The organism is Ruegeria sp. CDSC002 (genome assembly GCF_059610905.1).
The window spans coordinates 214,927-241,698 of record NZ_JBXWOM010000006.1 but is presented as its reverse complement, the minus strand read 5'-3'; the positions used below and the strand labels follow the sequence as shown (position 1 = coordinate 241,698).

Below are 26,772 nucleotides of genomic sequence, written 5' to 3'. Positions count from 1 at the left end.
CGTCAGGTTCCGTACACCGGAACCGGGCCTGTAACCTCGCCCACAGACGCCAGCAGGATATCCGAAATCACATCCAGCTCTTCGCGCGTCAGGCGCACAGGCAACCTGACATCGCAGGCCTTCATAAGCATTGCGCGGGTTTGCGGTAGCTCGAACTTTTCCGGCAGGAATTGCCAATTCCAGAATGCGCGGGCGTTGTCCTGACTCAGACCAAAGACCTGAACTTTGACGCCACGCGCCTCAGTCGCCGCAGCGAAGGCGCGGATATCGTTGTCGTCCATGTCTACCAGGTTGAACTGTATGGAATCCGGTGCCCGGCGTTCGGGCTCCAGAGGGGCAGGGACGTCGATATGGGGCGATGTATTCAGCCGGTCTGCAACATAGTCGTGGTTGGACAGGCCATCACGCACACGACGCGCAAGTTCCGGGATTTGTGGCCGGATTACTGCAGCGCTGAGATTGCTCATCCGCAAGTTATAGAGCGGCAATTGGTTCTGCCAGCGGGCAAATGCCTGCTCCAACTCGGGCGAGTTGTCGCCTTGCGGTCCCTTATGCTTCTTCCAGTTATGTTCATACGCGCCCGACATGATCACGGCTTGCGCCACCAGATCGGCGTCGTCGGTGATCAGAATACCGCCTTCGCCCGCGTTAATCATCTTGTAGGACTGGAACGAGAAACAGCCGATCTTGCCGATCGTGCCAATATTGCGACCGTGCCAAGTTGTGCCTAGCGAGTGCGCCGCGTCCTCGATCACAGGGATGTCGCGTGCGTCACACAGCGCCATGATGGCATCCATGTCCGAGGTGTGGCCGCGCATATGGCTGATGATCACGGCCTGAACGCCGTCCAGCTTGGCCTCGAAATCGGCCATGTCGAGGCGATAGTTTTCACCCACTTCGCACAGCACCGGAATGCAGTCCGCATGCACGACCGAAGACGGAACGGCGGCGAAGGTGAAGCCGGGGATCAATACCCGCGCATCCCGCGGCAGGCCGAACGCTTTGAGGGACAGGAACAGAGCGGCCGAGCAGGAGGATACCGCCAGGGCATATTTACTGCCCAGCAATTTGGCAAATTCGGCCTCAAGCAATGCAACCGGCGCGTCCTGCGGCGCGGTATAGCGAAACAGATCGCCTGACTGCATCAGGGCGTCGATGGCTTCTTTTGCTGCTGGGGGGATGGGTTCGGCGGCATGAACGTTTGGCGGAAGCGTCATATTTGATTTTCCCAAATTCTATCTTTGGGAAAGATAAAGCTATTTTTTCAGCAATCCAACCCTTCAATCGCCCATGGGGCGAAATTTCACCGATCTGTCAAATTCGGATGCTCTGAGGGATTACGGGGCTTCGACCGGCCAGCTTTTGGTCTTGCAGCCGACGCGAAAGTAAGGTGCGATTGGTTCAACTCTGCTTTTGTTATTCACGGGTTGGACCACAGAATTGAAATTCAGACCTTTGACATGGCTGTTGGCGATATCCTCGTTCGCAACAGTCGCACACGCCCAATATGTTCTCTCGGATGGAACCGAAGTCGCGCCGCTCGAGATGTTTCAGGAATGCGATGTTTGCCCTGAGATGATCGTGCTGCCTTTGGGCGAGTTTCTGATGGGTGGGCCTCCGGGAGAGTCAAAGTAGAACGTCAAGTTTGATGAAGCTGGCAACTGGATACCCGTCACGCCCGACAACCCCTATATCGCGTTTCATGAGGGGCCGGTCCATAATGTCACGATTGACATGCCAGTCGCAATGGGCCGCAACGAGATCACCTATGATCAGTGGATGGCCTGCGTGCAGGATGACGGCTGCGGCGGGTACGAGCCGCAGGACTTTATTCGGCTACCTAACTCGAAGCGCGCAAAGGTCAGAGGCAATCACCCTGTCATCACGGTCTCTTATCTGGATGCGGTTTCTTACACCGATTGGCTGAACAGCAAGGTTGGGATGGACGTCTACCGCCTGCCAACCGAGGCAGAGTGGGAATACGCCGCCCGCGCCGGAACGCAGACACCCTTTGCGCAGGGCGAAGAAGTCACCACGGATCAGGTGAACTTTCTGGGCCGCGCGACCGAGATCATGCTGGGCGAAGAGCGGCCTGACCTTGTTTCGCGTGGCACGCCTGTGCCTGTAGATCAACTGGATGCCGCAAATGCGTGGGGACTGCGCCACATGTCGGGCAATGTAATCGAACTTACGATGTCCTGCTGGACCGACAAGTATGCGGGGTGGGAAACATCCAGCCGCTATCTGGAAATGGCTCTCGAAACACCCTGCGCGAAAATAGTGAGTCGGGGTGGAGCGTATCCCTTTGCTATGGACGCTTCTCGTCTTGCCAATCGCGGCCGAGGATTGAGGGATGCCCGATCAGCTTTGGTGGGGTTCCGCGTTTTGAGAGATCTCAAACAAGCGCCATAGCTTCACACTCCCAACCTATCCCGCAGCGCGAACCATGTCATCGCCAACACCAGCAGCGGGCTGCGCAGGGCAGGGCCTCCGGGAAAGGGCAGGGCGGGGACGCGGGCCATTGTGTTAAACCCTTCGGCTTGCCCCTGGATGGCCAGCGCCATCAGTTGACCCGCATGCGTAGCCGTGCCGACCCCATGCCCGGAATAGCCCGAGGCAGACAGGATATTGGGCGCAACCCGTGCCAGATACGGCATCCGGCGCATGGTGATAGCCAGAGTGCCGCCCCAAGCGTAGTCGATCTTTACATCGCTTAAGTGCGGGAAAATCTCGGTCATCGGTTTGCGCACTGTCGCCGCAATATCGCTTGGAAAACGGTAACCATAGCTTTCGCCGCCGCCAAACAGAAGGCGACTATCGGCGCTGAGGCGGAAGTAATTCACCACGAATTTGGTGTCGGCCACGGCGACGTCTTTTGTCAGGACGCGGGCGGTATCCGCGCCCAAAGGCTCGGTCGCGGCGATGAAATTGTTGATGGGCATGACCTTGGTGGCCACCTTGCGGTTCAGATCGCCGAGATATCCGTTGCAGGCCAGAATGACGTGGTCTGCCGTCACATTACCCTGCGCGGATTTCACAACGGCTGGGGTGGTTTCTTCGACGCCCAGAACCTCGGTGCTTTCATAGATGCGTACGCCTGCTTTTGCCGCTGCCTGAGCCAGCCCCAACGCAAAATTCAGCGGATGCAGATGCGCCGCGCCCATATCCAGATAGCCGCCCCGATAAGAGGGCGAAGGACACAATGCCTGACCTGCGCCTTCGTCCAGAACCTCCATCTGGTCATAACCATACCGGTCGGACAGATGTGCCGCGTGATCATGAAGCTCTTGCTGCTCACCTTGGCTGAGGCCCAGAACGGCCACGCCGGGTTTCAGATCACAGTCGATCTGGTGTTTCGCGATCAGGGATTTGACCAGATCTTTTGCGTCTTCGGCCAGATCCCACAGCTTGGCGGCGTCATCATCACCGACCAGTCGCTCGAGGTCTTCCTGATCCATACGCTGCGCACTGCCCAGCTGACCGCCATTGCGGCCTGATGCCCCAAAGCCAACGCGGTGCGCCTCGAGCAGGACAACGTCGAACCCTGCTTCGGCCAGATGTAACGCGGCGGACAGGCCGGTATACCCGCCGCCCACGATGCAAACATCAGCCTTCACATCGCCGGACAGCGCGGGGAAGCGATCCACCGGATTGGCCGTCGCAGCGTACCAGCTGGCCGGGTACTCGGCCTTGCGGTCATTGGAATAAAGCAGGTTCATCGGGTGCCTCAGACATTCATCAGCAGATGCTCGCGCTCCCACGGAGAGATGACCTGCAGGAATTCCTCGTATTCTGCCCGTTTGACGATGCCATAGACGCGAGCGAACTCAGGGCCCAGAACTTCGTGCAAGGCAGTGGCCTCATCAAACAGGTCCAATGCGTTGCCCATCACTTGCGGGATGTCACCTTCGCCCTCATAGGCATCACCATAGAATTGGCGGCGCGGGCGTTCTTGCCGGGTCAGGCCCAGATAACCACAGGCCAAGGAAAGTGCGATGCCCAGATAGGGGTTGCAGTCCATCCCTGCGATCCGGTTTTCCACGCGGCGTGCCTCGGGGCCGGACAGGGGCACGCGAATGCCGGTGGTGCGATTATCACGCGCCCATTCCAGGTTGATCGGTGCGGCGTGGTCTTTCACATAACGGCGGTAGGAGTTCACGTATGGGGCCATCACGGCCAGACCAGCTGGCAGGTGGTTTTGCAGCCCGGCGATGAAATTGTAGAACGCATCCGTTTCACCGCCCTGTGGACCGGAAAAGATGTTCTGGCCTGTTTCCATGTCGATAATCGAGTGGTGGATGTGCATCGCTGAGCCCGGCTCATCCTCGATCGGTTTTGCCATGAACGTGGCAAAGCAGTTGTGGCGCAGCGCGGCCTCGCGGATCAGACGTTTGAAGTAGAACACTTCGTCGGCCAGTTTGACGGGGTCGCCATGGCGCAGGTTAATCTCTAGCTGACCCGCGCCCCCTTCCTGCGTGATGCCGTCGATCTCGAACCCTTGATGCTCGGCGAAATCATAGATGTCGTCGATTACAGGTCCGAACTCGTCCACCGCGGTCATCGAATAGGCCTGCCGCGCGGCTGCCGGACGGCCCGAACGGCCCATCATGGGTTTGATACCATGCGCCGGGTCGACATTGGGGGCGACCAGAAAGAACTCCATTTCGGGCGCGACGATCGGGTCCCAGCCTTTGTCGTGATACAGCTGCACAACACGCTTCAATACGTTACGCGGGCTGAAGGGGATCGGCTCACCATCCCGGTCGTAGGCGTCGTGAATAACCTGCAATGTCCAGTCACCCGTCCACGGCGCGGCAGATACGGTAGAGAAATCAGGTTTCAGGATCATATCCCGTTCGATAAACCCGTCCTCACCCGCTGCTTCGCCCCAATCGCCGGTGATGGTTTGGTAAAAGATGCTGTCGGGCAGGTGGAAATAAGTCTGCCGCGCGAATTTGCTGGCAGGTACGGCCTTGCCGCGTGCGATGCCCGGCAGGTCCGAGATGATGCATTCGACCTCATCCAGCCGGTGGCCGGAGATATAGGTTTTTGCTGCTTCTGGCAGCTGGTCTGTCCAGTTGGCCATCAGGCCCTCTCTTTCTTCAGAAATTCTGCCATGTGCCGTCCGATGGTCGCGTTGTCGTCGGGGCCGGGCAGCCGGTTAGCGGCAGCTTCCATCAACGGGTCGGGAACCACACCCTTGCCGCGCGTTTCCATCAAGCCCTGGATAAAGGCATCGCCGTATTCCGGGTGGGCCTGCACGGTCCAGATGTTGTCGCCATAACTTACCATCGCATTACGGCAAAAGTCGTTGGCGCCGATCACACGCGCGCCTTCGGGCAATTCAACAACCTGATCCTGATGCCAGGCATTCAGGGTGACGGATTGGCCATCCAAGTCATATTCGGTGCGCCCCACGGCCCAGCCACCGGTAAACTTTTCTACTTTGCCGCCAAGCGCCTGCGCGATGATCTGGTGGCCAAAGCACACACCGATCAGCGGGCGACCGCTGTGTTGAATGGCGCGGATTAGATCTTCGAGCGGTGGTATCCACGCATGATCCTCATACGCACCATGGCGCGAGCCGGTGATGATCCAACCATCAGCCTGAAACGCGTCCTTGGGGAATTGGCCGTCTACAACGGCGAAGGTTTCGTAGGTAAAGCCGTTGCCTTCCAGCAGCGCGGCAAACATCGCGTCATATTCGCTGAATTTGTCCTGCAGTTCATCAGGTGGATGGCCGGTCAGTAGGATGCCGATTTTCATGGGTCACCAAATTTGATCAAATTTATTCTAGCCCAGCGGATGCGGGCGGGCAAGAGGGCTCATACGGCTTCGACATAACTCAGCCAATGGTTTTCGGATGGGCGTTCGGCGAACCGCCTGATTTCCTGTCGCTTGGTCATGGCGAAATAGCGGATCAGGTCGGCCGGAAAGATGCGCGCGACATTGGGGTCTGTTTCGAATGCTGCAATGGCTTGGGTCCAGTCGGCAGCCAATTGCGGCAGCCCGTCGACTTCATAGGCATTGCCCGTAATAGGGGCAGGCGGTTCCGACTGATCTTCGATGCCGTTCATGGCGCCCCCCAGAACAGCGGCCAACATCAGATAGGGGTTGATGTCCCCACCGGCGACGCGGTGTTCGATCCGTCGCGCGACCGGCGCGCCACCGGGAATACGCACAGCCGCAGTGCGGTTCTCATAGGCCCAACACGCACCGGTTGGGGCGTGCGCGCCCGGGACCAGACGCGTGTATGAATTCCCGTGCGGTGCAAAGACAAGCGTACATCCGGGCATCGCCGTTAGGCATCCCGCCACCGCCCAGCGAAGAAAATCGGTGCCTTCGGGTCCACCGTTGTCAAACACGTTGCGGCCCTGTTGATCCACGACCGAGAAATGGACATGCATCCCGTTGCCAGCGTCATCGGCGTAGGGTTTCGCCATGAAGGTTGCGGTGAACCCGTGTTTACGGGCAAGGCCACGCGCCAAGGCCTTGAAAAGCCATGTATCATCGGCACAGCGCATGGCGTTTTGGTGATTCAGGTTGATTTCGAACTGGCCAATACCGCTTTCCGAGATGGCGGTTTGCGCGGGAACTCCCATCGCAGCGCACCCGTCATAAAGGTCGGTGAAGAACGCATCGAAGGCATCCATTTCTGCCATCGACAGGACTGCTTCATCCTCCAGCCGTCGCCGGGTCACAGGATTGACCGGCGGTTGCGGATGCGCTCCCGAGGCGTCGAGCAAGGTGAACTCCAGCTCTGTCGCCGCAATGACCGACCAACCGCGTTGTGCATAGCGATCAAGAACAGACGCAAGTGCATGCCTTGGGTCGCCAGCAAACGGGTTTCCTTCGTCGTCATGCAGGCACATGGGGACCAGGGCGGTTTCTGTTGCCAGCCAAGGCACAGGCACCGGGCCGCGATCCGTCGGAAGCAGGACGCCATCTGCGTCGCCGGATTCGAATACCAGCGGGCTGCCGTCGATATCCGCGCCCCACAGGTCGACATTCAACGCTGAAAACGGCATGCGCAGCGTGCCTTTGTCCAGCTTGTCGGCGTAAGAGGGCGGCACACGCTTGCCTCGCATCTGACCATTTAGGTCACATGCGGCAACGCGAAAACTGTGCAGGGCGCTCAGATCCATCACTGACTCCATTACTCTGGCTACCCGAGGTGTAATAGAGGCGCGAACCGTTGTCACGAAATTTGATCAAATTTTCTTTAACTGAGAAAAACCCCGCGCTCGTCCAGTGGGACAGGCGCGGGGTTGGCCGTCAGACGAAGCTGACGCCGTTTTCCACCATCGGCAGAGTGGTGACTTTCACGCCGGAAAGCGCGCGGATCGCATTGGCCAGCGCGGGGGCCGAAGGCGGTGTGCCGGGTTCTCCAACACCAGTGGGGGCTTCGGCGGAAGGCACGATATGAACGTCAATCTCGGCAATATCGCCGATGCGCAGCGGTTCATAATCAGGGAAGTTGTACTGATCCACGGCGCCTTGGGTCAGCGTGATCTGATCACGCATGACGTGGCCGATACCATATCCGATACCGCCTTCCATCTGCGCGCGCACCACGTCGGGGTTCACGGCAATCCCGCAATCCACGGCGCATGTGACCTTCTCGATCTTGATGCCGTTTTCCGGATCACCGGACACCTCAACAACCTGTGCGGCATAAGACCCAAAGGATTTATGCACCGCGATACCTTGTGCGCGACCCGCAGGAGCATTGCCCCAACCGGCCTTCTCAACAGCCAGTTTCAGAACTTCTGCCTTGCGTTGCTGATCCGCATTATTGGTGTCCGCCAGATGGGACAGGCGGAATTCTACCGGGTCACGACCCGCAGCCTCGGCCACGGTATCCATCATTGTCTCCATGACATACCCGGTGTGCGTGTGCCCCACCGAGCGCCACCAAAGAACCGTTGTTGCCTTGGGGGTATCGGTTAAACCCAAGGCCATTCCGGGGATGTCATACGGGCTGTCGGCAATGCCTTCGACAGAGCTGTGGTCGACCCCGTCATGTACCGCGACGGCCTCAAACGGTGTGCCCTTGATGACCGACTGACCGGCGACCTGATGCTGCCAGCCGACGATTTTGCCATCGGCGTCCAGGCCAACGCGAACCCTGTGGCCGAAGGCGGGGCGGTAGTAACCGCTGCGGATATCATCTTCGCGTGTCCACACCAGTTTGACCGGGCGCGAGCGGTCGGTGACCACAAAGGCCAGCGCAGCCTCAACCTGATAATCCGCATCTGGCGTCGCCCGCCGTCCAAAGGATCCGCCGGCCAGCATTGTTTTGATGTGAATCTTTTCTGGCGGCAGTTGGAAGATCTGCTGATAGGCCATATGCGGGCCGGTCGGCATCTGGGCACCATCGTGCAGGACAATGTCACCTTCGGCAGTTTGCTCGATGGTGCAGTTCAACGGTTCCATCGGGGCATGTGCCAAAAGCGGGAAGTAGAAGGTCTTTTCAACGACCGTGTCCGCGCCATCAATGGCCGCCGACACCGCTGCGACATCCGCCTTGTTCACGTTATACGTGGCTTCGGCGTCCAGAGCGGCCATGATTTCGGCCTTGATCTGGTCCGAGTCGCGGGTCTCAGATCCGGACATGTCCCAGTCTACCTCAAGCGCGTCACGCGCCTGAATGGCGGCCCAGGTGTTTTCGGCATAGACAGCGACACCAGCCTGATTGGGCAGGATGGCGGCACTGATATAGCCTTTGACCTCTTTTGACGCGCTGTCGTCAAAGCCGCTTGCGATGCCACCCTTCGATTCGGGCCGTTTGATCATGGCGACCATCTGGTTCGGCAGATGGACGTCCATCGCGTACATTGCCTGACCGTTGCCTTTGATTGCCGAATCCTTGCGGCGCACCGTCTCGTTGCCGATCAGACGGAACTCTGACGGGTCTTTTAGGCGCGGCTCAGCCGGGGCCTCCAGTTGAGAGGCCGCGGCCACGAAATCAGCGATTGGGGCCGATTTGTCGCCTGCCTTGACGATACCTTCCTCAATGGTGATGCCGGATGCGTCCACGCCCCAGCTTTGCGCGGCGGCATTGATCAGCATCTCACGCGCTGCCGCACCTGCCTGACGGTATTGCATCCACGAGTTCGCCATTGCAGTCGAGCCGCCGGTGCCTTGGAAGGGGCCGAACAACAGGTTGTTATAGACCTGCGGGTTGGATGGCGCGAATTCGTATTCGATCTGGTCCATGGTCAGGCCGATCTCCTCGGCGATCAGCGTCGGCAGGCCGGTTGCAGGACCTTGGCCCTTTTCAAAATGCTTGACGATGGCCGTTACGGTTCCATCGGCGTCGATTTTGACGAATGGGTTGAATTGAGCGTTCTCTGACGAAGCAGCCGCCAGCGCCCCATCAGGGCGTGCGCCAACCAGCAGGACGGCACCGGCAGCAGCGGCACCTTTCAGAAATCCACGGCGGGAGGTGTTGATGGTCATGGATCAGGCCTCCAAAATTTCAGATGCGCGCTGGATGCCGGCGCGAATGCGTTGATAGGTGGCGCAACGGCAGGCGTTGCCATGCATGTAATCGTCAATCTCTTCGATGCTGGGTTTGGGGTTTTCGGACAATAGTCCAACCGCCGACATCACCTGACCCGACTGGCAATAGCCGCACTGGACCACGTCCAGCTCGACCCAGGCTTGCTGAACAGCCGCGCCGATTTTGTCGTTTCCAACCGCCTCGATTGTAGTGATCTCGGCATCTTCGACATCTTCGATATAAGTCTGGCACGAGCGCACAGGCTCGCCGTTCAGATGCACGGTGCACGCGCCACAGGATGCGACGCCGCAGCCGAATTTTGTTCCGGTCAGCTTAAGTTCATCCCGTATCACCCAGAGCAGGGGCGTGCCGGGTTCGGCGTCGACCGTGTGGGTCTCGCCGTTCAGTTTCAAAGTCAATGCCATGAGGGGGCTCTCCGTGTTGGGCTGGTTACCTTAGTCGGTAAACTGGCGGGTTTACACTAGGCCAGAAACCCACGCGTGTAAACTGGTGAGTTTACGTAGTGTTTGACCTTGATCTGTCAATGGGTCTATAGCTTTAAAATATGAACGAATGCACAGCGCCGAATGCGTCCAAACATGCCCAGATCATCGAAGCGGCGGTAGCGGAATTCCAAGAAAAGGGGTTCGCCGCCGCCAGCATGGACCGTATTTCAGCGCAGGCCGAGGTGTCCAAGCGCACGCTTTACAAGTACTTTGAAAGCAAGGAAAACTTGTTTAGATCCATCGTGTTGGAGCTGTCTAACCGGTTCGCGGCCGTTCGGGATATCCGCTATGAAAAAGGGCGCGACATTCGTAAGCAGCTAACCGATCTGGCCTGGGCCGAGGGGCGCATTCTGATGCTGCCCGAAGTGATGGCGATGGCACGGATGGTGATCAGCGAAACTCTGCGCAACCCTGATCTGGCTGCCGCTGCGCAAGGCAAACTGGACAAAACAGCGATCTTTATAGAGATGCTGAGGGATGCAGCCGAAGACGGGCAGTTACGGATCGAAAACCCCGAACAGGCGGGACAGGAATTCATCGGCCTGATCAAGTCGAGAGCCTTCTGGCCGATGGTTTTCTCTGGCAATGTTCTGACCGAAGTCGAAATGACCGCGACTATAGACAGCAGTGTCGAGATGATACTGAGCCGTTACGGCGTCTAGTTTCGGTGCGTGATTAGGGCAGGCGGAAATACTGCTCGCCCTGAGTGTGCCCTTTACGCGGTTAAGGCCTGTCGCATGGCCTGCGGCAGGATGAACGGAACCTGAGCTTTAGGCAGGGTGCTGATAGGCAGGTCGATACCATAGACCTGCAGCATCGTCTGGTCGTTCAGGATCGCAGTTGGCGTGCCTGAGCCCCAAACAGATCCTTCGGACATGACATACACATAATCGGCAAACAGCGCCGTTAGGTTCAGGTCGTGCATAACCACAACAACGCCGCCGCCTTGTGTGGCGAAGTTTCTTGCGACGCCCAGCACAGTGAACTGATGTGCGATGTCCAGGCTTGCAACGGGTTCGTCCAGCAACAGCCATCTGGGCTGATCGTGGTATGTCGCGTCCCAGACTTGGGTCAGAACGCGGGCAAGCTGAACTCGTTGCTGCTCACCACCCGAAAGGTTCTGGTAAGACCGGTGCTCAAACCCAGCGAGGTCGACATGAGCCAGCGCGCGGGAAGGCAGGCTGTCATCCGCTGCAGCTAGCCCGTTTGCAAGGCCCAGTCGGACGATCTCGAGCACAGTGAAGGGAAAGGCAACGGTTGACGATTGCGGTAGAACCCCGCGCATTGCAGCCAGTTGCCAAGGCTTCAGCTCGGAAATGCTGTGCCCGTTCAGAGAAATCTCTCCACAAGATTCAAGTTCGCCTGATAAGGCTTTGAGTAACGTAGATTTCCCCGAGCCATTCGGGCCGATGATGGCTGTGACTTTTCCGGGTTCTGCGTCAAAGTCCACGCCGTGGAGAATCTCCTTACGGCCGAGTTTGACGTGTATGTTTTCGCCCTTCATCACTTACATTCCCATTGTTCCGTGACGCCGCAGCAGAATCCACAGGAAGACCGGTGCGCCTAAGATTGCAGTTACGATGCCAATCGGCAGTTCGGCCGGTGCCACGATCAGGCGACTGATCATGTCGGCACACAGCAGTAAGCTAGCCCCTAACAGGGCCGAGTTCATCAACAGGCGGTGGTGGTCCGGTCCGGTCGCCAACCGCAGCAGATGCGGCACAACGATACCGATGAAACCAATGCCGCCGGATACGGCAACGGCGGCTCCGGTCGCGCCGGCCACGGCCAGAATGGCGATGTTCTTGCTGCGCTGAACGGGGATTCCCATGTGGTGCGCCACGGCTTCGCCCATCGCCATGCCGTTCAGCGCACGGGCAAGGAACTGGGCCGTGAACACGGAAATCAAGATGATCGGAGCGGCCGTGGCTGCTTTGGTCCATGTTGCGCCGGCCAGCGAGCCCATGCCCCAGAATGTCAGATCGCGCAGCTGTTGGTCATCGGCCATGTAGACCAGAACCCCGGACACAGCGCCCGACAGCGCACCCAACGCGATCCCTGCCAACAGCATGGTTGCAACCGATGTCTGCCCGCCTCGTGTTGAAACGCGATAGAGCAGCAAGACGGACGTCCACCCTCCCAGAAATGCCGCCACGGCGACCAAGCTATTACCGACCCAGGCCAGAATGGAGGCGGGCAGGTACGCACCGAGGATGATCGCGGAAATCGCGCCCAGACCGGCACCTGCGCTGACGCCCACAATTCCGGGGTCAGCCAAAGGGTTGCGAAAAAGGCCCTGCATCACCACGCCGGAAACCGCCAAAGCGGCGCCGACAAGAACTCCCATCGCCAGCCGGGGCAGGCGGATATCCCACAGGACGATCCGGTCGAGGTCCGAAATGTCCCGCCCTGCAATCAGGTCTGCGAATGCTGCACGAACGGATGCGTCCGACGCGCCGACCGAGATGCTGCAGATGCTGGTGAAAACCAACAGCGCCATAAGGGCCAGAGTGACCCGGCGCGCCGTCACTCGGCGGTCGTGAGCAGCCACGCTGAGCCCATCGTGATCCATTGCAAGGGTCATGAGCCGTTTATTCTCTGCAATTCCGCCGACAGATCAGCAATCGCCTCGGCCGTTCGGGGGCCAAAGCCCAACAGATAGGCCCCCTGCATGCGGATCAGACGTTTTTTCTGTCCAGCGGGCGTCAGCTTGATGGCTGGCATGGCAAACAGGTCTTCATTGGCGGTGATGTGGTTGCCTTGTCGATCCATCATCAGAATCACGTCCGGCGCGGTTGTGGCAATCGCTTCGGGTGTCATGGGTTTGAAACCCGATACGTTGCCAGCTGCGTTCACGCCGCCAGCCAGACGAATGATACTGTCTGCCTGTGTGTCCGCGCCGCCAGCCATGATGCGATTATCCTGAGCCGACAGGATAAACAGAACCCGGGGTGTGCCGCCCACCGAAGCATCAACTGCATTCGAATGGGCCCCGTCAATCTTGGCACCGGTCTGAGTAGCAAGTTCTTCGGCGGCCTCTTCGACACCCAGGGCGGCCCCGACAGCCCGGATTTTTTCCACTACGCCGTCGCGTGAATAGTCTTCACTGATCGAGACGAAGGGCACACCGGCCTCTTTGAGGACCTCTACCGCTTCGGGTGGGCCTGATCCTTCCAGCGCCACAATCAGGTCAGGTTTCACCGACAAGACCCCTTCGGGGGACAGCGCACGTATATAGCCGACATCGGGCAGGTCCAGCACATCAACCGGGTAGGTTGAGGTCCGGTCCCGCCCAACAAGGCGGTCCTGCTGACCCAGGGCATAGACGATCTCTGTCACGGAACTGCCGATGGCGATGATGCGGTTGGGTTCTGGCTCATCTGCTGCGATGGCCGTTGTTCCGATCAGCGCGCCGGCTACCGCGACGACCGATGAAAACTTGCAAAGGGGGCTCATCACGCCACCTCGGTTTCTTTTTTGGATTGCAGGCCTGCTACCAGTTGGTCCCAGGCCGGGCGGTGATCGTTTTCGCCTGAACGGCGGCCAAATATCTGCAGAATAAGACCACCTTGGGCATCGAACGCCTCAACCGACACGGCGGGACCGCGTTGGGTGGGTTTGGTCACGGCCCAAACCTCGGCAATATGATCCGAGCGCAGGTGCAAATTGAAGCGCGGATCAAGCACGTTGAACCACGGACCCATCTGTTTAAGCGTCTCAACCGACCCACCGTGAATTTCGATGCACCCCCGGTTGCCGACGAAGACCATGATTTCAAGCCCTTGATCCCGGACCTGTTCGAACATCTGGGAAACCGTTGCCGGTTTCAGCGCGCGAACCAGCGGTTCACCAGCGACGCGGTAGGCGCCCAATCGGTTCATCTTCAGCTTTGAGGTCAGGCGCAGGAACTGGTGTGTATCCGTCATCTTGGCCCATTCCGATCGCAGAAGTTCGACCTTGTCGGTGTTCACCTTGGCGGCCTCGGTTGGCTTTCGCGGCTCGACACTCAGCGTTTGGGATTGGTCATCTGCCTGCAATTTGCTGACAAGTTCGTCCCAGTGGTTCAGGTCAGATCCATCGCGCAGAAAGATCTTGTGCACCGCATCCCCGGCAGCATCAAAAACCTGAAGGGATCGCTTTGTCCCTTTGTCCGTTTCACGTTCGATGGCAAAGGCGTGGACCCATTGGCCGGGGAACATGCGCAGGTCAATCTCTTCGGTCAGAACCATCGAAGCATGCGCACCGGAGTGGTAGTTGTCGTATTGCCCGACCTTTTCAATGACGCAAGAGAGGTTGCGCGTCAGCGCCATGACCTCACCCAGCCCGTTGAGCATCGGGAAGATATCATCAAGGCTTGCCGAAAGCCGCGTTACGTCGATACCCGCAAACGCCGCAACGAGTTGACCTTCGGTTATTCCAAGTGATTCCGCCAAATCGCGGTCACGTTTTCCGGTGTTTTTAGCATAGGCTGCACGAATTTGATCCGGGGCCAGAAGCACCTGTTTCGTCATGGGTTTTTCCATCTTCGATTGTCATGGGTGTCGGGCTGGCACGGCCACCGTTGAACGCGGTGTACTGCTGGCGGCGGTCGTAAGGACGACCAGGAATTTATGTTGACTGTTTTAGTCAACTTTATTAACGAGCACAAGTCGCCAAAAAAGGCGATTCCAAAAATCATAAAAGACTGACCAAGCCAGCGCGGAGCAAGCATTTCCGGTCCTCTTAAAATTTCGAAGGGACAGAAATGCGTTCGCGTATTCAAAAGATGGGGTTGCTTGGTACGGTGTCGTGCCTGAGCATGGTAGCGGCTGGTGCTTCGGCGCAGGAACAGGATGAAGGCTTCCTGGGCACGCTGGAACTGGGTGAAAGCAAACGGGAAATCCAAACGGATACTGCCGTGCCGGTCACCAATATTGATCAGGAAGAGATCAACGACCGTCAGGCCAACACCGTTGCTGAACTGATTGACACGGTGCCCGGTGTGACGCTGGTCAACGGCTCAACACCGCAAGGGTCGGGGATCAATATCCGTGGGTTCGGTGCCAACGGCACCTTTGGGACCGACCAGAAAGTGCTGATCCTTGTCGATGGGGCAACAACCGGCGCGGAAGAGCTGTATCGGATCGGCAATCAGTTGTTCACTGATCCGCAGCTATACAAAAGCGTCTCAGTCATTCGCGGCACTGTGGGGTCGTTCGAATACGGTTCGGGTGTCGTAGGCGGCGTGGTTCAGTTGGAAACCAAAGACGCGTCAGATTTCACCGGTGGTGAGCCGGGCTTCCGGTTCCGTCAAACGCTGGAAGGGTATTCCAACGGGAACGGCTTTGCCTCGTCGTCCATCCTGGCCTGGCAGCCAAACCGCCAGACCGAATTTCTGTTCAACTACACCTATCGTGATCAGGACGATCAGAAGGACGGCAATGGCGATACGATCGGTAACAGTGCCTTCACGCTGCCGTCGCTTCTGGCAAAGGGTAAATACAGCTTTGGTGACGACCTCGAACACTCGATCACCGCGTCCTATAATCAGTCGACGTCGGAAGAACGCGATGTTCCGTATGACTCGTTCGGCACGACGTCGGATTCATTTGGCAACGTAGACCGCGATATCGAAACGAAAATCGGCATTCTGCGGTATCAGTACCGCCCGGCTGGCAACGACCTGATCGATCTGGACGTAAACCTTAGTTACTCGGAGCAGGAGATTGACAGCTCTTACGTGCCCGGGTCCTCAAGCTTGGAAGGAACCCCATTCTTCCCAAGCATTCGTGGGCTGGCTGATGCGACGCACAACTATGAAACCACGAAGCTGACGATCAAGAATACGTCGTACTTCCAAACCGGCGTCGCCTCGCACGACCTGCGCGCCGGGATCGAATTCATCAATCGCGAGCGTCTGGACGCGCCCTCGGCCCCCGGTGGTACCGATCGTCGTGTCGCACTGTTTGCCGTGGACGATATTCAGATCGGCGATCAGCTGACCATCACTCCGGCGATCCGGTACGAGACGCAGGACATCAAAGGCGACGGTGATGCACCGGCTCCGCGCAATGAAAGCTATGACAACAACGCGCTGATGGGCGGTTTGTCTGCAAGGTACGAATTCGCCAGCGGCTTTGCCGTGTTCGGCAGTGGGGCATACACGGAAAACCTGCCAATCATCGACGATCTGGGCACACCAGCATACATGACCCAACCTGAAAAGTCGCGCACATGGGAAGCGGGCTTCTCGTATAATCGTGGCGATGTTTTTGCTGCGGGTGATGTGGTTCGTGCCAAGGTCAATTTCTATAAGACAGATCTTTGGGACATCACGTCTTATGTATCGGGCAGTCCTTCCCGCCCGCTGCAGGAAGTTGAAACCAAAGGCGTTGAAATCGAGGCATCTTATGCCAGCGCGGCTGGGTACTATGTCGACTTCAACGCAAACATCGTCAAAGGGACTGAAACCAGCTCGCTTGGCGTGGACTCACCATGGCGGAACGAGCCGACAGACTCGGCGCGGGTAACAGTCGGCAAACGCTTTGGCGAAACTTTGGACGTCAGCTGGGAGCTGTTCGGCGCCAAATCCGGCACCGACTCAAGCGGAGATCCGGTTGCTGGCTACGGCGTGAACACCCTGCGCGCGACCTATCTGCCGCAGGAAGGCGCGTTTCAGGGTTTCGAAGTTCGCGCAGGCGTCGAGAACATCTTTGACAAGAACTATCTGCCGAACCTTTCGACCCGCAACTCACCGGGCCGGAACTTCAAGCTGACCCTGGCCAAAACCTTCTGATCCACACGAAAGGACCAGTCATGCAGACAACAATCAAAAGAAATGCTCGGGTGGTCCTGCTGACCCTGCTCCCAATTTTGGGGGCAGGGATTGCCAGCGCAGAGGAAACGCAAAAACCCAGCGGCGTATCAATCGAACTCAGCAGTGCCGATGCAAAGGGCGAAAGCTGTTTGCTGAGCTTTGTCGCTGAAAATACCTATGGCATCGATATCGATGGCGCGGTTTATGAGACCGTTCTCTTCGGCGCAGAAGGTCAGGTGGCCCTTCTGACACTACTTGATTTTGCCGAATTGCCTGCGGGCAAGCCCCGTGTGCGGCAGTTCCAGTTCAACGACATGGCTTGCGATCAGATCAGCCGAATACTGATCAACGGTGTACAGGAATGTGTGACACAATCTGACATGGCCGATGCCTGCATGTCCGGGCTTACGCTCACAAGTCGCCTTGAAACGGAAGTGATCGGGTGAGGTTATGGACGCAGTAATAAGAAAAATAATGGAAATTCTGGAATTGGGCGGGCCGGTTGTTGCCATCCTGATCGTGACCTCAATCGCAACACTTTCGTTGGTTCTGTACAAGCTGTGGCAGTTTCGCGTCGCAGGTGTCGGTCGTCATATTGAGCTTTCGCGCGCTATTCAGGCCTGGGATCGTCAGGACCTTGATGAAACCAGGGCGCATCTGGGTAAAAGTCGCAGCTACCTTGCCCCGGTAATCGCGATGGCCTTGTCTGGTGAGGATCGCACCCTGTCCGAGCGTACCGACGCCGAGGTCGAAGCGCGGTTTGCCCAACTTGAGCAAGGGTTCAACGTCTTGGATATGGTCGCCCAACTTGCACCGCTTCTGGGGCTTTTCGGGACCGTATTGGGCATGATCGAGGCGTTCCAAACCCTTCAGGGCGCGGGCAATTCTGTTGATCCATCGCTGCTTGCCGGTGGTATTTGGGTGGCCCTGTTGACGACCGCTGCCGGCCTTGCGGTCGCTATGCCGACTTCGATGGTCCTGACGTGGTTCGAGGCACGCATGAACCGAGAGCGTACCTTTGCCAACCGCGCTTTGAGAACCGTGTTTGCACCGGGCTATGCTGAGGACGCGCCGGTGGCTGATCAAACCCCGCAACAGGTTTTCGCCCATGGCACTTAACGTCCGCAGAAGACGGCGCAGGCGCTTGTCGATGACGTCCTTGATTGACGTCATCTTTCTGCTGTTGCTGTTCTTCATGCTGACGTCGACGTTCTCCAAATATGGCGAAGTCGAATTTGCCACTGCCGCTGCCGGAGGAGCGGAAACTGACCGGGTAATCCGCTTTGTCAAACTTGAGGCCGACCGTATTTTGGTTGATGGCACGCTTGCCGCGTTCGAAGACATGGCCATGGTGATGGCGACCGATAAGCCTCAGACCGCGTTGATCAGTCTTGGACAGAGTGCGACTTCGCAACAGCTGATTGATTTGCTTTCGGTGCTGAAAGGCATCGACCATTTGCGCGCACAGGTGATCGGATGATTCAACTCAAACGCAAGACAAAACAGGGTCGAGAGCCAACGATCGCACTGATCAATGTCGTCTTTCTGATGCTCATCTTTTTCATGATCGCAGGCACGCTTGCACCGCCGCTGAGTAAATCGGTGAAGCTGGTGGAAACCAGTGATCTGGACGGTCGTGAGCCACCCGACGCGTTAGTCATTCGTAGCGATGGTTCACTGGAATACCGGGGCGCCGAACTGACTGGCGTTGAGGCGTATGTGGAACGCGCGTCGATCAACCTGCCGCTGGATGATGTTCGCGTCGTGCCGGACCGGGCTTTACCTGCTGTTCGGCTGAAAGAGGTCAGTGATGCCTTGCACGTGCTGGGTGCAAAAAGGGTGTACGTGGTCACAGAAAGGGGTTTGCAATGATACCCAGATCTCGTGGCGTAGCTGTTGCGGCTTTGGCGCTGGCCGCAGCCACCCATGTTCTTGCCCTGCATGACTTTTCTACAGGTGAACCGGTGCTTGTCGAAGGTGGCGGGTCGGGCGAGGTTGCTGCGCTGGGGGATGCATTCAAGGACTATGTGACGGGGGCTACTGCCTCGGCACCCGCTACTGCACATAAACCGACCGTCGCACCGACACAGCAACAAACTGCGGTCAGCCCAACCTCTCAGGCCCGGGCGTCAGTTCCCGGGGCGATCAAGCATACTGTCGCCGACACCAAAGCCGCCGTCGCGGTGACCCATCGACAAGCATCCGCCGAAGCGCAAGAAGCAGCGCCGTCAGAGACGGAAGCCGTCGCGAAAACCCCAGCCGTGAAACCGGCGGACCCGACCAAACAAAAGGTCGATCAGGTTGCGTCGCAGGCAGGAAATTCTGAAAAGAGCACCAGAAAAGGCAATGCATCGGGAAAAACCAGCAAAGGCGCTGCGACGGCCAAAAAGACAAGTTCCATAGCGGCCGGGCAGGGTAACGCTGAGGTCAGCAATTACAGAGGGCACGTAATGCGCAAGATCACCCGCGCCCGACGTAAGAACGTCAATATTCGTGGTGCGGTGTTGGTGAGTTTTCGGATTGGCGACAATGGGGCGCTTGTAAGTGTCACCGTCAAGCGCAGCTCGGGGTCGAAACGACTGGATCAGGTGGCACTTGCGCAGGTACGCGCGGCAGCGCCATTTCAGCCACCACCTGCCGCAGCCCGTCGTGATTACATGATTGAGATCGTTGGAAAGTAAGAACGACTTGCGCTGCCCGATCAGAGTTTTGAATCGGACAGAAGGCGGCGCTTTTCGGCCATTGCCTCACGGCGGCGTCTTTCAATGCCAAGCTTGAAGGACTCTTCAACAAAGTCGATATGGTCATACGCAGCTTTTTCCGCGCGTGCTTCGTCGCCTGCGATGACCGCCATTCCCAGTTCGCGATGCTGCTCCATCAACAACTTGCCAGTGCCGTCAATGGTTTTGAGGAAATCACGGTTGTAGAATACGCCTTGCCGTGTGAGCTCGTAGATAGACGCCATCATGTGGATGAGCGTCGCGTTTTGGCTGGCGTCCACAATTGCGGCGTGCAGCGCAAAATCAGCTTCACGCGAGGCCAATGCATCCTTCTCGCGCCAGGCGCGTTCATCCTCGGCCAGGATATTCGTGATCCGTTCCTTATCCGCTTTGGTCGCCCGCCGCGCGGCGAGCTTAGCGGCAAAGCCTTCCTGTTCGCGCCTATATTCGAGATAGTCAAAAAAAGCGGGCTCATGGCGTTCGTAAAGCGCCAAAAGGGCAGGGAGCATAGCGCTGCCTGTCAACGCAGCTACGAAAGTGCCTTCACCATGCTGTGTCGTCACCAGGCCCCGCTCTTCAAGAACCGCCAGCGCCTCACGTAGTTTGGGGCGAGATACGCGAAGGGTTTCCGCCAGATCGCGTTCTGATGGCAGTTTGCGACCCTGCTTGAGGATGCCCGAAGCAATCAGGTCTTCAATCTGAGCCACCACTGCATCCGAGAGTGATTCGTGCCCGATTGGTTCGAAAATCGCTGTCGTGTTCATCGTGGTTTACCCTTCTGAAGAAGATTCAGAACCCATATGGTAAATAAAAGTAACCTTTGAGTGTGTGTTTTTCAATGCCTGATTTCATGGGGTAACCTCTCGGAAAATTTAGAGCGCAACTGGTTACCAGTAAACAAAAAAGTCCGAAACACTTGCTTAGGCATCGTTGGCGGCGGCCCTCTTAAGTTTAGGCGATCTGGGTCATTTCTAGGCAAATGGCAATCGAGCCATTGGTAAATAAAGTTGTTGACTGAAATGTTTGGTCAACTTTATTTACCAGTGTGGCGCAGGAAGATCTCGCGTCACAAATTCATCGGACGCCAAGTCCGACCGACCCTGGAGGAGATTTCATGAAAAAGACCCTGACGAGCCTTGCCGTGGCTGCCAGCCTGATGGCGGCACCTGCGGTTGCTGCTGACAAACTGCTGCTGAAAACCCCGATTGCTTTCTCGACCGAGCTTCCAGGGTTGGGTTCCCCGATCCCTCGTGTTGCCGAGCAGCTTGACCTGATGTCTGGCGGTACGCTGAAGATGAAGGTTTACGAGCCGGGCAAACTGGTCCCGCCGTTCGAAATTCTGGATGCCGTGTCGACCGGCAAGATTAACTCGGGCTACACCACTGCTGGTTACTGGGCAGGTAAAATCCCGGCTGCGCCGCTGTTCTCGGCCGTTCCGTTTGGCCCTGAGGCGGGCGAATACATGGCGTGGCTGTATTACGGCAACGGAATGTCGCTGTACCAAGAGATGTATGATCAGGCGGGATACAACGTCCACGTCATCCCCTGCGCGGTTATCGCCCCTGAAACGTCGGGCTGGTTCGCGACCGAGATCAACACCCCTGAAGATCTGAGTGGCCTCAAGATGCGCTTCTTCGGTCTGGGTGGAAAAGTCATGCAGAAACTGGGCGTGGCGACCTCGCTGCTGCCGGGTGGTGAAATCTTCCCTGCGCTTGAAAAAGGCGCCATTGATGCGACTGAATTCTCGATGCCTGCCATCGACGCGCGTCTGGGCTTTCACAAACTGGTCAAGTTCAACTATTTCCCCGGCTGGCATCAGCAGGCGACCGTGTTCGAGCTGATGATCAACAAGGACGTCTGGAACGAGACCAGCGAGCAGCATAAGGCTATCATCGAAAACGCTTGTAAGGCATCGATGGCCGACAGTTTTGCCGAAGGTGAGGCCATCCAGCACGCGGCCCTGATCGACAACGTTGAAAACAACGGCGTCACCATCAAGCAATGGTCGCCTGAGATGCTGGATACCTTCCGTGCCACCTGGGATGAGGTTGCTGCCGAGGAGGCCGCCAACGATGCCTTCTTTGCTAAGGTTCTGTCCGACATGAATGAGTTCCGCGACGGCTACTCCCTGTGGAAAACCAACGCGTTCCTCCCCCGTCAGTAACCCGACTTGCTGACGCGTCCGGGGCAGGGGCAACTCTGCCTCGGACATTATCAGGATTTCAAACCTGCATTCCCTTGACCGCGCTTGCGCCGGTCAACTGAGCGAGGATTACCCATGGCCACGCAAAAGAACCTCAATGATCCGGTCGAAGCCTATGAAGGCATCCTGGAACATCCTGACACCGACCGTCAGAAGATCGCCGTTGCTATTGATACAGGTGTCAAAGCCGTCGGGCACGTAGTGATGTGGGCCAATGTCCTGTTGATGGCCGCGATCTTCAGTCAGGTTTCGCTGCGCTATCTGTTCAGCCAGAACTATCCCAAACTGGACGAGATCCAGTGGCACTTTTACGGCATCGTCACGATGATCGGCATATCCTATGCCTTGATCACAGACAGCCACGTGCGCGTTGACGTTCTGCACATGCAACTGTCCCGTCGCGCGCAGCGTGTGATCGAAGTGTTCGGCATTTTGACTCTACTGACCCCGTTCATCTATCTGATGATCGATCAAGGGTATGATTACTTCTACGAAAGCTTCCGCGTCAGCGAGCGCTCGGACAGCCCCACAGGTCTGCCTGCGCGCTGGGCCTTCAAGGCGGTCATTCCGATCAGTTTTGTTCTGCTGGGCTTGGCCGCGCTGGCGCGATTGATCCATGACGGGCATGCGCTGATGTACGGGCCCGCCTCGGAGCGCGAGGGCGCACCCCTGCGCCGAATCCTTCTGGTGCTGGCCGTATTTGCCGCGGTTTGTATTGGCCTGACCTTCCTGGTTGAAACGACTGAGGAAAAGCTGGTCATCGCAATGTTCCTGACGTTCATTGCGTTGCTTTTCACCGGGTATCCGGTGGCTTGGGTTCTGGCCGGTGTCGGCGTTGCCTATTGTGGGCTGGCCTATCTGTTCGACAACGATCTGATGCTGTGGACAGGGTTGGAAAGCACCTTTACGGGGCTCGACTATCTGACCTTGGGCGCTGTGGTGAACCGGGTCTACGCGACCATGTCCAACGCGGTTCTGGTTGCGCTGCCGATGTTCATCTTTATGGGCCTGATGCTGGACGAAAGCGGCGTGGCCGAGCGTCTGATGTCCTCGATGCAGCGCCTATTTGGTACGGTGCGCGGCGGTTTGGCGATCACGGTCACGCTGATCGGGATCATCCTTGCCGCCTCGACTGGTATCATCGGTGCGTCCGTGGTTCTGCTAGGTGTGCTGTCGCTGCCGTCAATGATGCAGCAAAAGTACCAACCGACGCTGGCGGCTGGAGTGGTTTCGGCCTCAGGCACGCTGGGCATCCTGATCCCGCCGTCGATCATGCTGGTGATCATGGCTGACCAGATGGCATTGTCGGTAGGCGATCTGTTCATGGCCGCGGTCTTTCCGGGTGTCATCATTGGTGGCCTCTACCTGACTTACATCTTTATCCTCGCCTTGGTGAAACGCGATGCGGCACCAGTGCCCGAGGGTGCAAAAGCCCCCGATTGGGCCGCCGTCAAGGACGTGCTGTTTGCCGTCATCCCAACCCTGTTGTTGATCCTTGCAGTGCTGGGTTCGATCTTTGCCGGGCTGACGACGCCAACCGAGGCTTCGGGCATTGGTGCGTTGGGTGCAACACTGCTTGCGCTGGGCTATCGCAAGCTGACATTCGCCAAACTGTGGAATGTGCTGGTGTCGACCTTCAACACGACCGCCTACATCTTCGCGATCTTCCTGGGCGCGACCGTGTTTTCGTATGTCCTACGAGAACTGGGCGGAGATGAGTTGATCGAACACGTGGTGCAGTCCACTGGCTTTGGGGCCAATGGAACGATCCTCTTCATCCTGTTCATCGTATTCCTGCTGGGTTTTGTTCTGGACTGGATCGAAATCACGCTGATTGTGCTGCCGCTGATGCGCCCCATCGTGAACGGTCTGGGCATCGATATTCCCGGATTTGGAGTACTGGATGAACCGGCGCTTGTGTGGTTCGTGATCCTGGTGGCAGTTACGCTGCAGACCAGCTTCCTAACCCCACCCGTTGGTTTTGCCTTGTTCTATCTCAAGGGCGTCTGCCCGCCCGAGATCAAACTGACGCATATCTACAAGGGCATCATCCCCTTTGTCCTGCTGCAATTGACCGGACTGGCTCTTGTCTTCCTGTGGCCCACACTTGCCACCTGGTTGCCATCCGTCGCCTATTAAGGAGGAAGAGTCATGCGTCTGAAGGACTGTCATAACTTTCAGGATTTCCGCAGATTGGCCAAGCGCCGCCTGCCGGGGCCGATCTTCAACTATATTGACGGCGGCGCGGATGATGAGGTGACTTACCGCGAAAACACACGGACGTTTGATCGGTGTGATCTGCTGCCATCGGTCCTGCGTGGGGTGACGGACGTGGACATGTCGGTCACCGTGATGGGGCAAAAGCTGGATATGCCGATTTATTGCTCGCCGACGGCTTTGCAGCGCCTTTTCCACCATCAAGGGGAACGTGCTGTGGCAGCGGCCGCCGAGAAATATGGCACCATGTTCGGTGTGTCGTCGCTGGGCACCGTGTCCATGGAAGAATTGCGCCAGAAGCATAAGAACCCGCAGGTCTATCAGTTCTACTTTCACAAGGATCGCGGCCTGAACTCTGCCATGATGCAGCGCGCCAAAGAGGCGGGCGTCGAGGTGATGATGTTGACCGTGGATAGCATCACCGGCGGCAACCGCGAGCGTGATCTGCGCACTGGTTTCTCGATCCCGTTCCGCCTGACTTTTGGCGGCATGATCCAGTTTGCGATCAAGCCGATGTGGGGCATCAACTATGTCACGCATGAAAGGTTCCGCCTGCCGCAATTGGACGAACATGTGGATATGGGCGGCGGTGCCAGTTCGATCGGTGGTTACTTCACTGACATGTTGGACCCGTCGATGGACTGGGATGATGTGGCCGAGATGTTGCGTGAGTGGGATGGCCAGTTCTGCCTTAAAGGTATCATGACAGTCGAGGACGCGCGCCGCGCGGCTGAGATCGGGTGTACCGGCATCATCTTGTCGAACCACGGCGGTCGCCAGTTGGACGGCTCGCGCACGCCGTTCGACCAGTTGGCCGAGATTGTTGATGCCGTCGGCGACAAGCTGGACGTGATGATGGACAGCGGAATTCAGCGCGGAACCCATGTGCTCAAGGCGTTGTCTTTGGGTGCCAAGGCGGTCGGGGTAGGGCGGCACTATCTGTATCCATTGGCTGCCGCTGGTCAGCCGGGCGTCGAACGGGCGTTGGGATTGATGCGGGCCGAGATCGAGCGCGACATGAAGCTGATGGGCGTAACGCGGCTCGACCAACTGTCGCGCACTAACCTGCGCTTCCGGGACACAGCGACCAGTCCTGGCGATGCACATCGGAACGCGGCATGATCAACGAAGCCCTCATAACCAAATTTCGCGCCATCGTCGGCGCCCGTAATGTGCTAAAAGGCGAACGCGCGACCGAGCGGTTCCGCCGCGGGTTCAGATCGGGTGAGGGCAAAGCACTCTGCGTCGTTCGACCCGGTGCTTTGCTGGAACTGTGGCACGTTCTGCAGGCCTGCGTCGCCGCCGACAAGATCGTCATCATGCAGGCGTCCAATACTGGCCTGACCGAAGGGTCTACACCCAAAGGCGGTTACGACCGTGACGTTGTGCTGATTAATGTCAGTCGGATGAAAGCCCTGCACCTTTTGCAAGACGGTCAGCAGGTTCTAAGCCTGCCGGGCGCGTCTCTGTTTGAGTTGGAGAAGCAGCTAAGGCCACTGGGGCGAACACCGCATTCGGTAATCGGGTCCTCCAGCATTGGGGCCTCGATCGTGGGTGGGGTTTGCAACAATTCCGGCGGTTCCTTGTGCGAGCGCGGACCCAGTTATACAGAGCTTGCCCTTTTCGCCCAGATCGCCGCGGATGGGACGCTGAAACTGGTGAACCATCTGGGGCTGGATTTGGGCGACACTCCAGAGGAAATCCTGACCCGTGTTGAAGCCGGGGATTTCGACAAGGATGCCCCGACACCTCAGGGTCGCAATGCGTCGGACCCGGATTACACTGCGATCCTGCGCGATGTCGATGCGGACACGCCCTCGCGTTACAACAATGACGAACGGCTGTTGTACGAAGTGTCCGGCTGTGCGGGCAAACTGGCGGTATTCGCAGTGCGGCTTGATACCTTCCCGACCTATGAGCGTGAGCAGGTCTTTTACATCGGTACAAACCACCCTGCTGACCTTACCGACCTACGTCGCCACATCCTGACGCATTTCAAAACACTGCCAGTTTCAGCCGAATACGTTCATCGAGAGTGTTTCGACATCGCAGCGAAATACGGTAAGGACACTCTGGTAATGATCGACAAGCTGGGGACCGACCGGCTGCCGATGTTCTTTGCTATGAAGGGCGCGGTGGACTCGCGTCTGAACAAGTTTTCGTTGACCCGGGGTTTCACCGACAAGTTCATGCAGGTTGTTGCAAAGCTTTGGCCCGAGCATCTGCCGAAGTTCCTGTATGAGTATCGTGACAGGTATGAACACCACCTCATCTTGAAAATGCATGACAGCGGTATCGAAGAGGCGGCGGTGTTTCTTCCCGAATTCTTTGGTTCCCGCAGCGCCGAATTTGTCACCTGCAGCCCGCGTGACGCCAAGATCGCCGGGTTGCATCGATTTGCTGCTGCGGGTGCCGCCGTGCGGTATGGCCATGTCCATTCCGACGAAGTCGAAGAGATACTGGCGCTGGATATCGCGCTGCGTCGCAATGATCGTGATTGGTTCGAAACGCTGCCGCCTGAGATCACTGATCAGTTGGTTGGCAAAGTCTACTACGGCCACTTGATGTGCCACGTGATGCACCAGGATTACATCGTCAAGAAGGGATGCGATCCAAGGGCGATCAAGACTGCGATGCTTCGGATCCTTGATGAGCGCGGGGCCGAATATCCGGCCGAGCACAATGTCGGCCACCTCTACAAGGCCAAACCGGATCTGGCGGCGCATTACAGGCGCTGCGATCCAACCAATTCCTTTAACCCCGGGATTGGTAAAATGTCGAAGTTCCGGGATTACGTTGGTGACAAGCCCCGGTGACCGCGGTCG

At 57.7% G+C, this 26,772-nt stretch carries 25 protein-coding genes; 13 read left to right on the top strand and 12 right to left on the bottom strand.

Going from position 1 to position 26,772, the window contains the following annotated elements:
- Positions 1-2 precede the first annotated feature (2 nt).
- On the bottom strand, positions 3-1,217 hold the full coding sequence (locus AC2FJE_RS13285) for a DegT/DnrJ/EryC1/StrS family aminotransferase (protein WP_496754569.1): 1,215 nt from the start codon (positions 1,215-1,217) through the stop codon (positions 3-5).
- 223 nt (positions 1,218-1,440) lie between these two features.
- On the opposite strand from AC2FJE_RS13285, the gene AC2FJE_RS13280 reads away from it, so the two are divergent.
- Both AC2FJE_RS13280 and AC2FJE_RS13275 read left to right on the top strand, forming a co-directional pair.
- Entirely contained in the window at positions 1,441-1,635 is a 195-nt protein-coding gene (locus AC2FJE_RS13280) for a hypothetical protein (RefSeq protein ID WP_496754567.1), read from the top strand.
- A gap of 30 nt (positions 1,636-1,665) precedes the next feature.
- Positions 1,666-2,412 (top strand): formylglycine-generating enzyme family protein, encoded by a 747-nt coding sequence (locus AC2FJE_RS13275; protein WP_496754780.1) that lies wholly within the window; start codon positions 1,666-1,668, stop codon positions 2,410-2,412.
- A 2-nt stretch (positions 2,413-2,414) separates the two neighbouring features.
- On the opposite strand, the gene AC2FJE_RS13270 is transcribed toward AC2FJE_RS13275, so the two are convergent.
- From AC2FJE_RS13270 to AC2FJE_RS13245, 6 genes are all read right to left on the bottom strand, one after another.
- Complete coding sequence (locus AC2FJE_RS13270) at positions 2,415-3,719, bottom strand: NAD(P)/FAD-dependent oxidoreductase (protein WP_496761040.1); 1,305 nt, start codon at positions 3,717-3,719, stop codon at positions 2,415-2,417.
- 8 nt (positions 3,720-3,727) lie between these two features.
- The gene (locus AC2FJE_RS13265) at positions 3,728-5,086 is read right to left on the bottom strand and encodes a glutamine synthetase family protein (RefSeq protein ID WP_108862197.1); all 1,359 of its coding nucleotides are present in this window, start codon (positions 5,084-5,086) and stop codon (positions 3,728-3,730) included.
- Complete coding sequence (locus AC2FJE_RS13260) at positions 5,086-5,766, bottom strand: type 1 glutamine amidotransferase (RefSeq protein WP_282121503.1); 681 nt, start codon at positions 5,764-5,766, stop codon at positions 5,086-5,088. Before AC2FJE_RS13260 ends, AC2FJE_RS13265 begins: the two co-directional genes overlap by 1 nt.
- 59 nt (positions 5,767-5,825) lie before the next feature.
- On the bottom strand, positions 5,826-7,145 hold the full coding sequence (locus AC2FJE_RS13255; protein WP_496754562.1) for a glutamine synthetase family protein: 1,320 nt from the start codon (positions 7,143-7,145) through the stop codon (positions 5,826-5,828).
- Between the two features lie 130 nt (positions 7,146-7,275).
- Positions 7,276-9,462 (bottom strand): xanthine dehydrogenase family protein molybdopterin-binding subunit, encoded by a 2,187-nt coding sequence (locus AC2FJE_RS13250; protein ID WP_496754560.1) that lies wholly within the window; start codon positions 9,460-9,462, stop codon positions 7,276-7,278.
- 3 nt (positions 9,463-9,465) lie between these two features.
- On the bottom strand, positions 9,466-9,930 hold the full coding sequence (locus tag AC2FJE_RS13245; protein ID WP_496754558.1) for a (2Fe-2S)-binding protein: 465 nt from the start codon (positions 9,928-9,930) through the stop codon (positions 9,466-9,468).
- 140 nt (positions 9,931-10,070) lie between these two features.
- Between AC2FJE_RS13245 and AC2FJE_RS13240 the strand changes: the two genes are divergently transcribed.
- Positions 10,071-10,673, top strand: coding sequence for a TetR/AcrR family transcriptional regulator (locus AC2FJE_RS13240; RefSeq protein WP_058274090.1), 603 nt, complete (start codon positions 10,071-10,073; stop codon positions 10,671-10,673).
- A 53-nt stretch (positions 10,674-10,726) separates the two neighbouring features.
- Here AC2FJE_RS13240 and AC2FJE_RS13235 read toward each other — a convergent pair whose 3' ends face one another.
- The 4 genes from AC2FJE_RS13235 to AC2FJE_RS13220 are packed head-to-tail and all read right to left on the bottom strand — an operon-like array spanning position 10,727 to position 14,522.
- On the bottom strand, positions 10,727-11,515 hold the full coding sequence (locus AC2FJE_RS13235) for a heme ABC transporter ATP-binding protein (protein WP_282169278.1): 789 nt from the start codon (positions 11,513-11,515) through the stop codon (positions 10,727-10,729).
- 3 nt (positions 11,516-11,518) lie between these two features.
- On the bottom strand, positions 11,519-12,595 hold the full coding sequence (locus tag AC2FJE_RS13230; protein WP_496754556.1) for a FecCD family ABC transporter permease: 1,077 nt from the start codon (positions 12,593-12,595) through the stop codon (positions 11,519-11,521).
- Entirely contained in the window at positions 12,592-13,467 is an 876-nt protein-coding gene (locus tag AC2FJE_RS13225) for a heme/hemin ABC transporter substrate-binding protein (RefSeq protein WP_496754553.1), read from the bottom strand. Before AC2FJE_RS13225 ends, AC2FJE_RS13230 begins: the two co-directional genes overlap by 4 nt.
- The gene (locus AC2FJE_RS13220; RefSeq protein WP_496754551.1) at positions 13,467-14,522 is read right to left on the bottom strand and encodes a hemin-degrading factor; all 1,056 of its coding nucleotides are present in this window, start codon (positions 14,520-14,522) and stop codon (positions 13,467-13,469) included. Before AC2FJE_RS13220 ends, AC2FJE_RS13225 begins: the two co-directional genes overlap by 1 nt.
- A 233-nt stretch (positions 14,523-14,755) precedes the next feature.
- Between AC2FJE_RS13220 and AC2FJE_RS13215 the strand changes: the two genes are divergently transcribed.
- Genes AC2FJE_RS13215 through AC2FJE_RS13190 form a run of 6 tightly spaced genes read left to right on the top strand, consistent with a single transcriptional unit; the run spans position 14,756 to position 19,488 of the window.
- Positions 14,756-16,786, top strand: coding sequence for a TonB-dependent receptor domain-containing protein (locus AC2FJE_RS13215; protein WP_472724068.1), 2,031 nt, complete (start codon positions 14,756-14,758; stop codon positions 16,784-16,786).
- Between the two features lie 20 nt (positions 16,787-16,806).
- Positions 16,807-17,253 carry a hypothetical protein gene (locus tag AC2FJE_RS13210; RefSeq protein ID WP_496761039.1) on the top strand — a complete coding sequence of 149 codons (447 nt, stop codon included), beginning with the start codon at positions 16,807-16,809 and terminating at the stop codon, positions 17,251-17,253.
- A gap of 28 nt (positions 17,254-17,281) precedes the next feature.
- On the top strand, positions 17,282-17,926 hold the full coding sequence (locus tag AC2FJE_RS13205; RefSeq protein ID WP_496754549.1) for a MotA/TolQ/ExbB proton channel family protein: 645 nt from the start codon (positions 17,282-17,284) through the stop codon (positions 17,924-17,926).
- Positions 17,916-18,287 carry a biopolymer transporter ExbD gene (locus AC2FJE_RS13200; protein ID WP_496754547.1) on the top strand — a complete coding sequence of 124 codons (372 nt, stop codon included), beginning with the start codon at positions 17,916-17,918 and terminating at the stop codon, positions 18,285-18,287. The genes AC2FJE_RS13205 and AC2FJE_RS13200 overlap by 11 nt, the downstream gene beginning before the upstream one ends.
- Positions 18,284-18,679: an ExbD/TolR family protein gene (locus AC2FJE_RS13195; RefSeq protein WP_496754545.1), complete on the top strand. Its 396-nt coding sequence runs from the start codon at positions 18,284-18,286 to the stop codon at positions 18,677-18,679. The genes AC2FJE_RS13200 and AC2FJE_RS13195 overlap by 4 nt, the downstream gene beginning before the upstream one ends.
- Positions 18,676-19,488, top strand: coding sequence for a TonB family protein (locus AC2FJE_RS13190; RefSeq protein WP_496754544.1), 813 nt, complete (start codon positions 18,676-18,678; stop codon positions 19,486-19,488). The genes AC2FJE_RS13195 and AC2FJE_RS13190 overlap by 4 nt, the downstream gene beginning before the upstream one ends.
- 20 nt (positions 19,489-19,508) lie before the next feature.
- On the opposite strand, the gene AC2FJE_RS13185 is transcribed toward AC2FJE_RS13190, so the two are convergent.
- Positions 19,509-20,291 (bottom strand): FadR/GntR family transcriptional regulator, encoded by a 783-nt coding sequence (locus AC2FJE_RS13185; protein WP_282121489.1) that lies wholly within the window; start codon positions 20,289-20,291, stop codon positions 19,509-19,511.
- 350 nt (positions 20,292-20,641) lie between these two features.
- On the opposite strand from AC2FJE_RS13185, the gene AC2FJE_RS13180 reads away from it, so the two are divergent.
- From AC2FJE_RS13180 to dld, 4 genes are all read left to right on the top strand, one after another.
- On the top strand, positions 20,642-21,691 hold the full coding sequence (locus AC2FJE_RS13180; RefSeq protein ID WP_496754541.1) for a TRAP transporter substrate-binding protein: 1,050 nt from the start codon (positions 20,642-20,644) through the stop codon (positions 21,689-21,691).
- A 114-nt stretch (positions 21,692-21,805) separates the two neighbouring features.
- Complete coding sequence (locus tag AC2FJE_RS13175; protein WP_496761038.1) at positions 21,806-23,869, top strand: TRAP transporter large permease subunit; 2,064 nt, start codon at positions 21,806-21,808, stop codon at positions 23,867-23,869.
- A 12-nt stretch (positions 23,870-23,881) separates the two neighbouring features.
- Positions 23,882-25,069, top strand: coding sequence for an alpha-hydroxy acid oxidase (locus AC2FJE_RS13170; protein WP_496754537.1), 1,188 nt, complete (start codon positions 23,882-23,884; stop codon positions 25,067-25,069).
- Positions 25,066-26,763: a D-lactate dehydrogenase gene (gene dld / locus AC2FJE_RS13165; RefSeq protein WP_496754535.1), complete on the top strand. Its 1,698-nt coding sequence runs from the start codon at positions 25,066-25,068 to the stop codon at positions 26,761-26,763. Before AC2FJE_RS13170 ends, dld begins: the two co-directional genes overlap by 4 nt.
- The last annotated feature ends 9 nt before the right edge of the window (positions 26,764-26,772 follow it).

Excerpts from the sequence above, each read along its gene's own strand:
- AC2FJE_RS13285 (WP_496754569.1), bottom strand. The coding sequence starts at position 1,217 with ATGACGCTTCCGCCAAACGTTCATGCCGCCGAACCCATCCCCCCAGCA.
- AC2FJE_RS13270 (WP_496761040.1), bottom strand. The coding sequence starts at position 3,719 with ATGAACCTGCTTTATTCCAATGACCGCAAGGCCGAGTACCCGGCCAGC.
- AC2FJE_RS13265 (WP_108862197.1), bottom strand. The coding sequence starts at position 5,086 with ATGGCCAACTGGACAGACCAGCTGCCAGAAGCAGCAAAAACCTATATC.
- AC2FJE_RS13260 (WP_282121503.1), bottom strand. The coding sequence starts at position 5,766 with ATGAAAATCGGCATCCTACTGACCGGCCATCCACCTGATGAACTGCAG.
- AC2FJE_RS13255 (WP_496754562.1), bottom strand. The coding sequence starts at position 7,145 with ATGGATCTGAGCGCCCTGCACAGTTTTCGCGTTGCCGCATGTGACCTA.
- AC2FJE_RS13250 (WP_496754560.1), bottom strand. The coding sequence starts at position 9,462 with ATGACCATCAACACCTCCCGCCGTGGATTTCTGAAAGGTGCCGCTGCT.
- AC2FJE_RS13245 (WP_496754558.1), bottom strand. The coding sequence starts at position 9,930 with ATGGCATTGACTTTGAAACTGAACGGCGAGACCCACACGGTCGACGCC.
- AC2FJE_RS13240 (WP_058274090.1), top strand. The coding sequence starts at position 10,071 with ATGAACGAATGCACAGCGCCGAATGCGTCCAAACATGCCCAGATCATC.
- AC2FJE_RS13235 (WP_282169278.1), bottom strand. The coding sequence starts at position 11,515 with ATGAAGGGCGAAAACATACACGTCAAACTCGGCCGTAAGGAGATTCTC.
- AC2FJE_RS13230 (WP_496754556.1), bottom strand. The coding sequence starts at position 12,595 with ATGACCCTTGCAATGGATCACGATGGGCTCAGCGTGGCTGCTCACGAC.
- AC2FJE_RS13225 (WP_496754553.1), bottom strand. The coding sequence starts at position 13,467 with ATGAGCCCCCTTTGCAAGTTTTCATCGGTCGTCGCGGTAGCCGGCGCG.
- AC2FJE_RS13220 (WP_496754551.1), bottom strand. The coding sequence starts at position 14,522 with ATGACGAAACAGGTGCTTCTGGCCCCGGATCAAATTCGTGCAGCCTAT.
- AC2FJE_RS13215 (WP_472724068.1), top strand. The coding sequence starts at position 14,756 with ATGCGTTCGCGTATTCAAAAGATGGGGTTGCTTGGTACGGTGTCGTGC.
- AC2FJE_RS13210 (WP_496761039.1), top strand. The coding sequence starts at position 16,807 with ATGCAGACAACAATCAAAAGAAATGCTCGGGTGGTCCTGCTGACCCTG.
- AC2FJE_RS13205 (WP_496754549.1), top strand. The coding sequence starts at position 17,282 with ATGGAAATTCTGGAATTGGGCGGGCCGGTTGTTGCCATCCTGATCGTG.
- AC2FJE_RS13200 (WP_496754547.1), top strand. The coding sequence starts at position 17,916 with ATGGCACTTAACGTCCGCAGAAGACGGCGCAGGCGCTTGTCGATGACG.
- AC2FJE_RS13195 (WP_496754545.1), top strand. The coding sequence starts at position 18,284 with ATGATTCAACTCAAACGCAAGACAAAACAGGGTCGAGAGCCAACGATC.
- AC2FJE_RS13190 (WP_496754544.1), top strand. The coding sequence starts at position 18,676 with ATGATACCCAGATCTCGTGGCGTAGCTGTTGCGGCTTTGGCGCTGGCC.
- AC2FJE_RS13185 (WP_282121489.1), bottom strand. The coding sequence starts at position 20,291 with ATGAACACGACAGCGATTTTCGAACCAATCGGGCACGAATCACTCTCG.
- AC2FJE_RS13180 (WP_496754541.1), top strand. The coding sequence starts at position 20,642 with ATGAAAAAGACCCTGACGAGCCTTGCCGTGGCTGCCAGCCTGATGGCG.
- AC2FJE_RS13175 (WP_496761038.1), top strand. The coding sequence starts at position 21,806 with ATGGCCACGCAAAAGAACCTCAATGATCCGGTCGAAGCCTATGAAGGC.
- AC2FJE_RS13170 (WP_496754537.1), top strand. The coding sequence starts at position 23,882 with ATGCGTCTGAAGGACTGTCATAACTTTCAGGATTTCCGCAGATTGGCC.
- dld (WP_496754535.1), top strand. The coding sequence starts at position 25,066 with ATGATCAACGAAGCCCTCATAACCAAATTTCGCGCCATCGTCGGCGCC.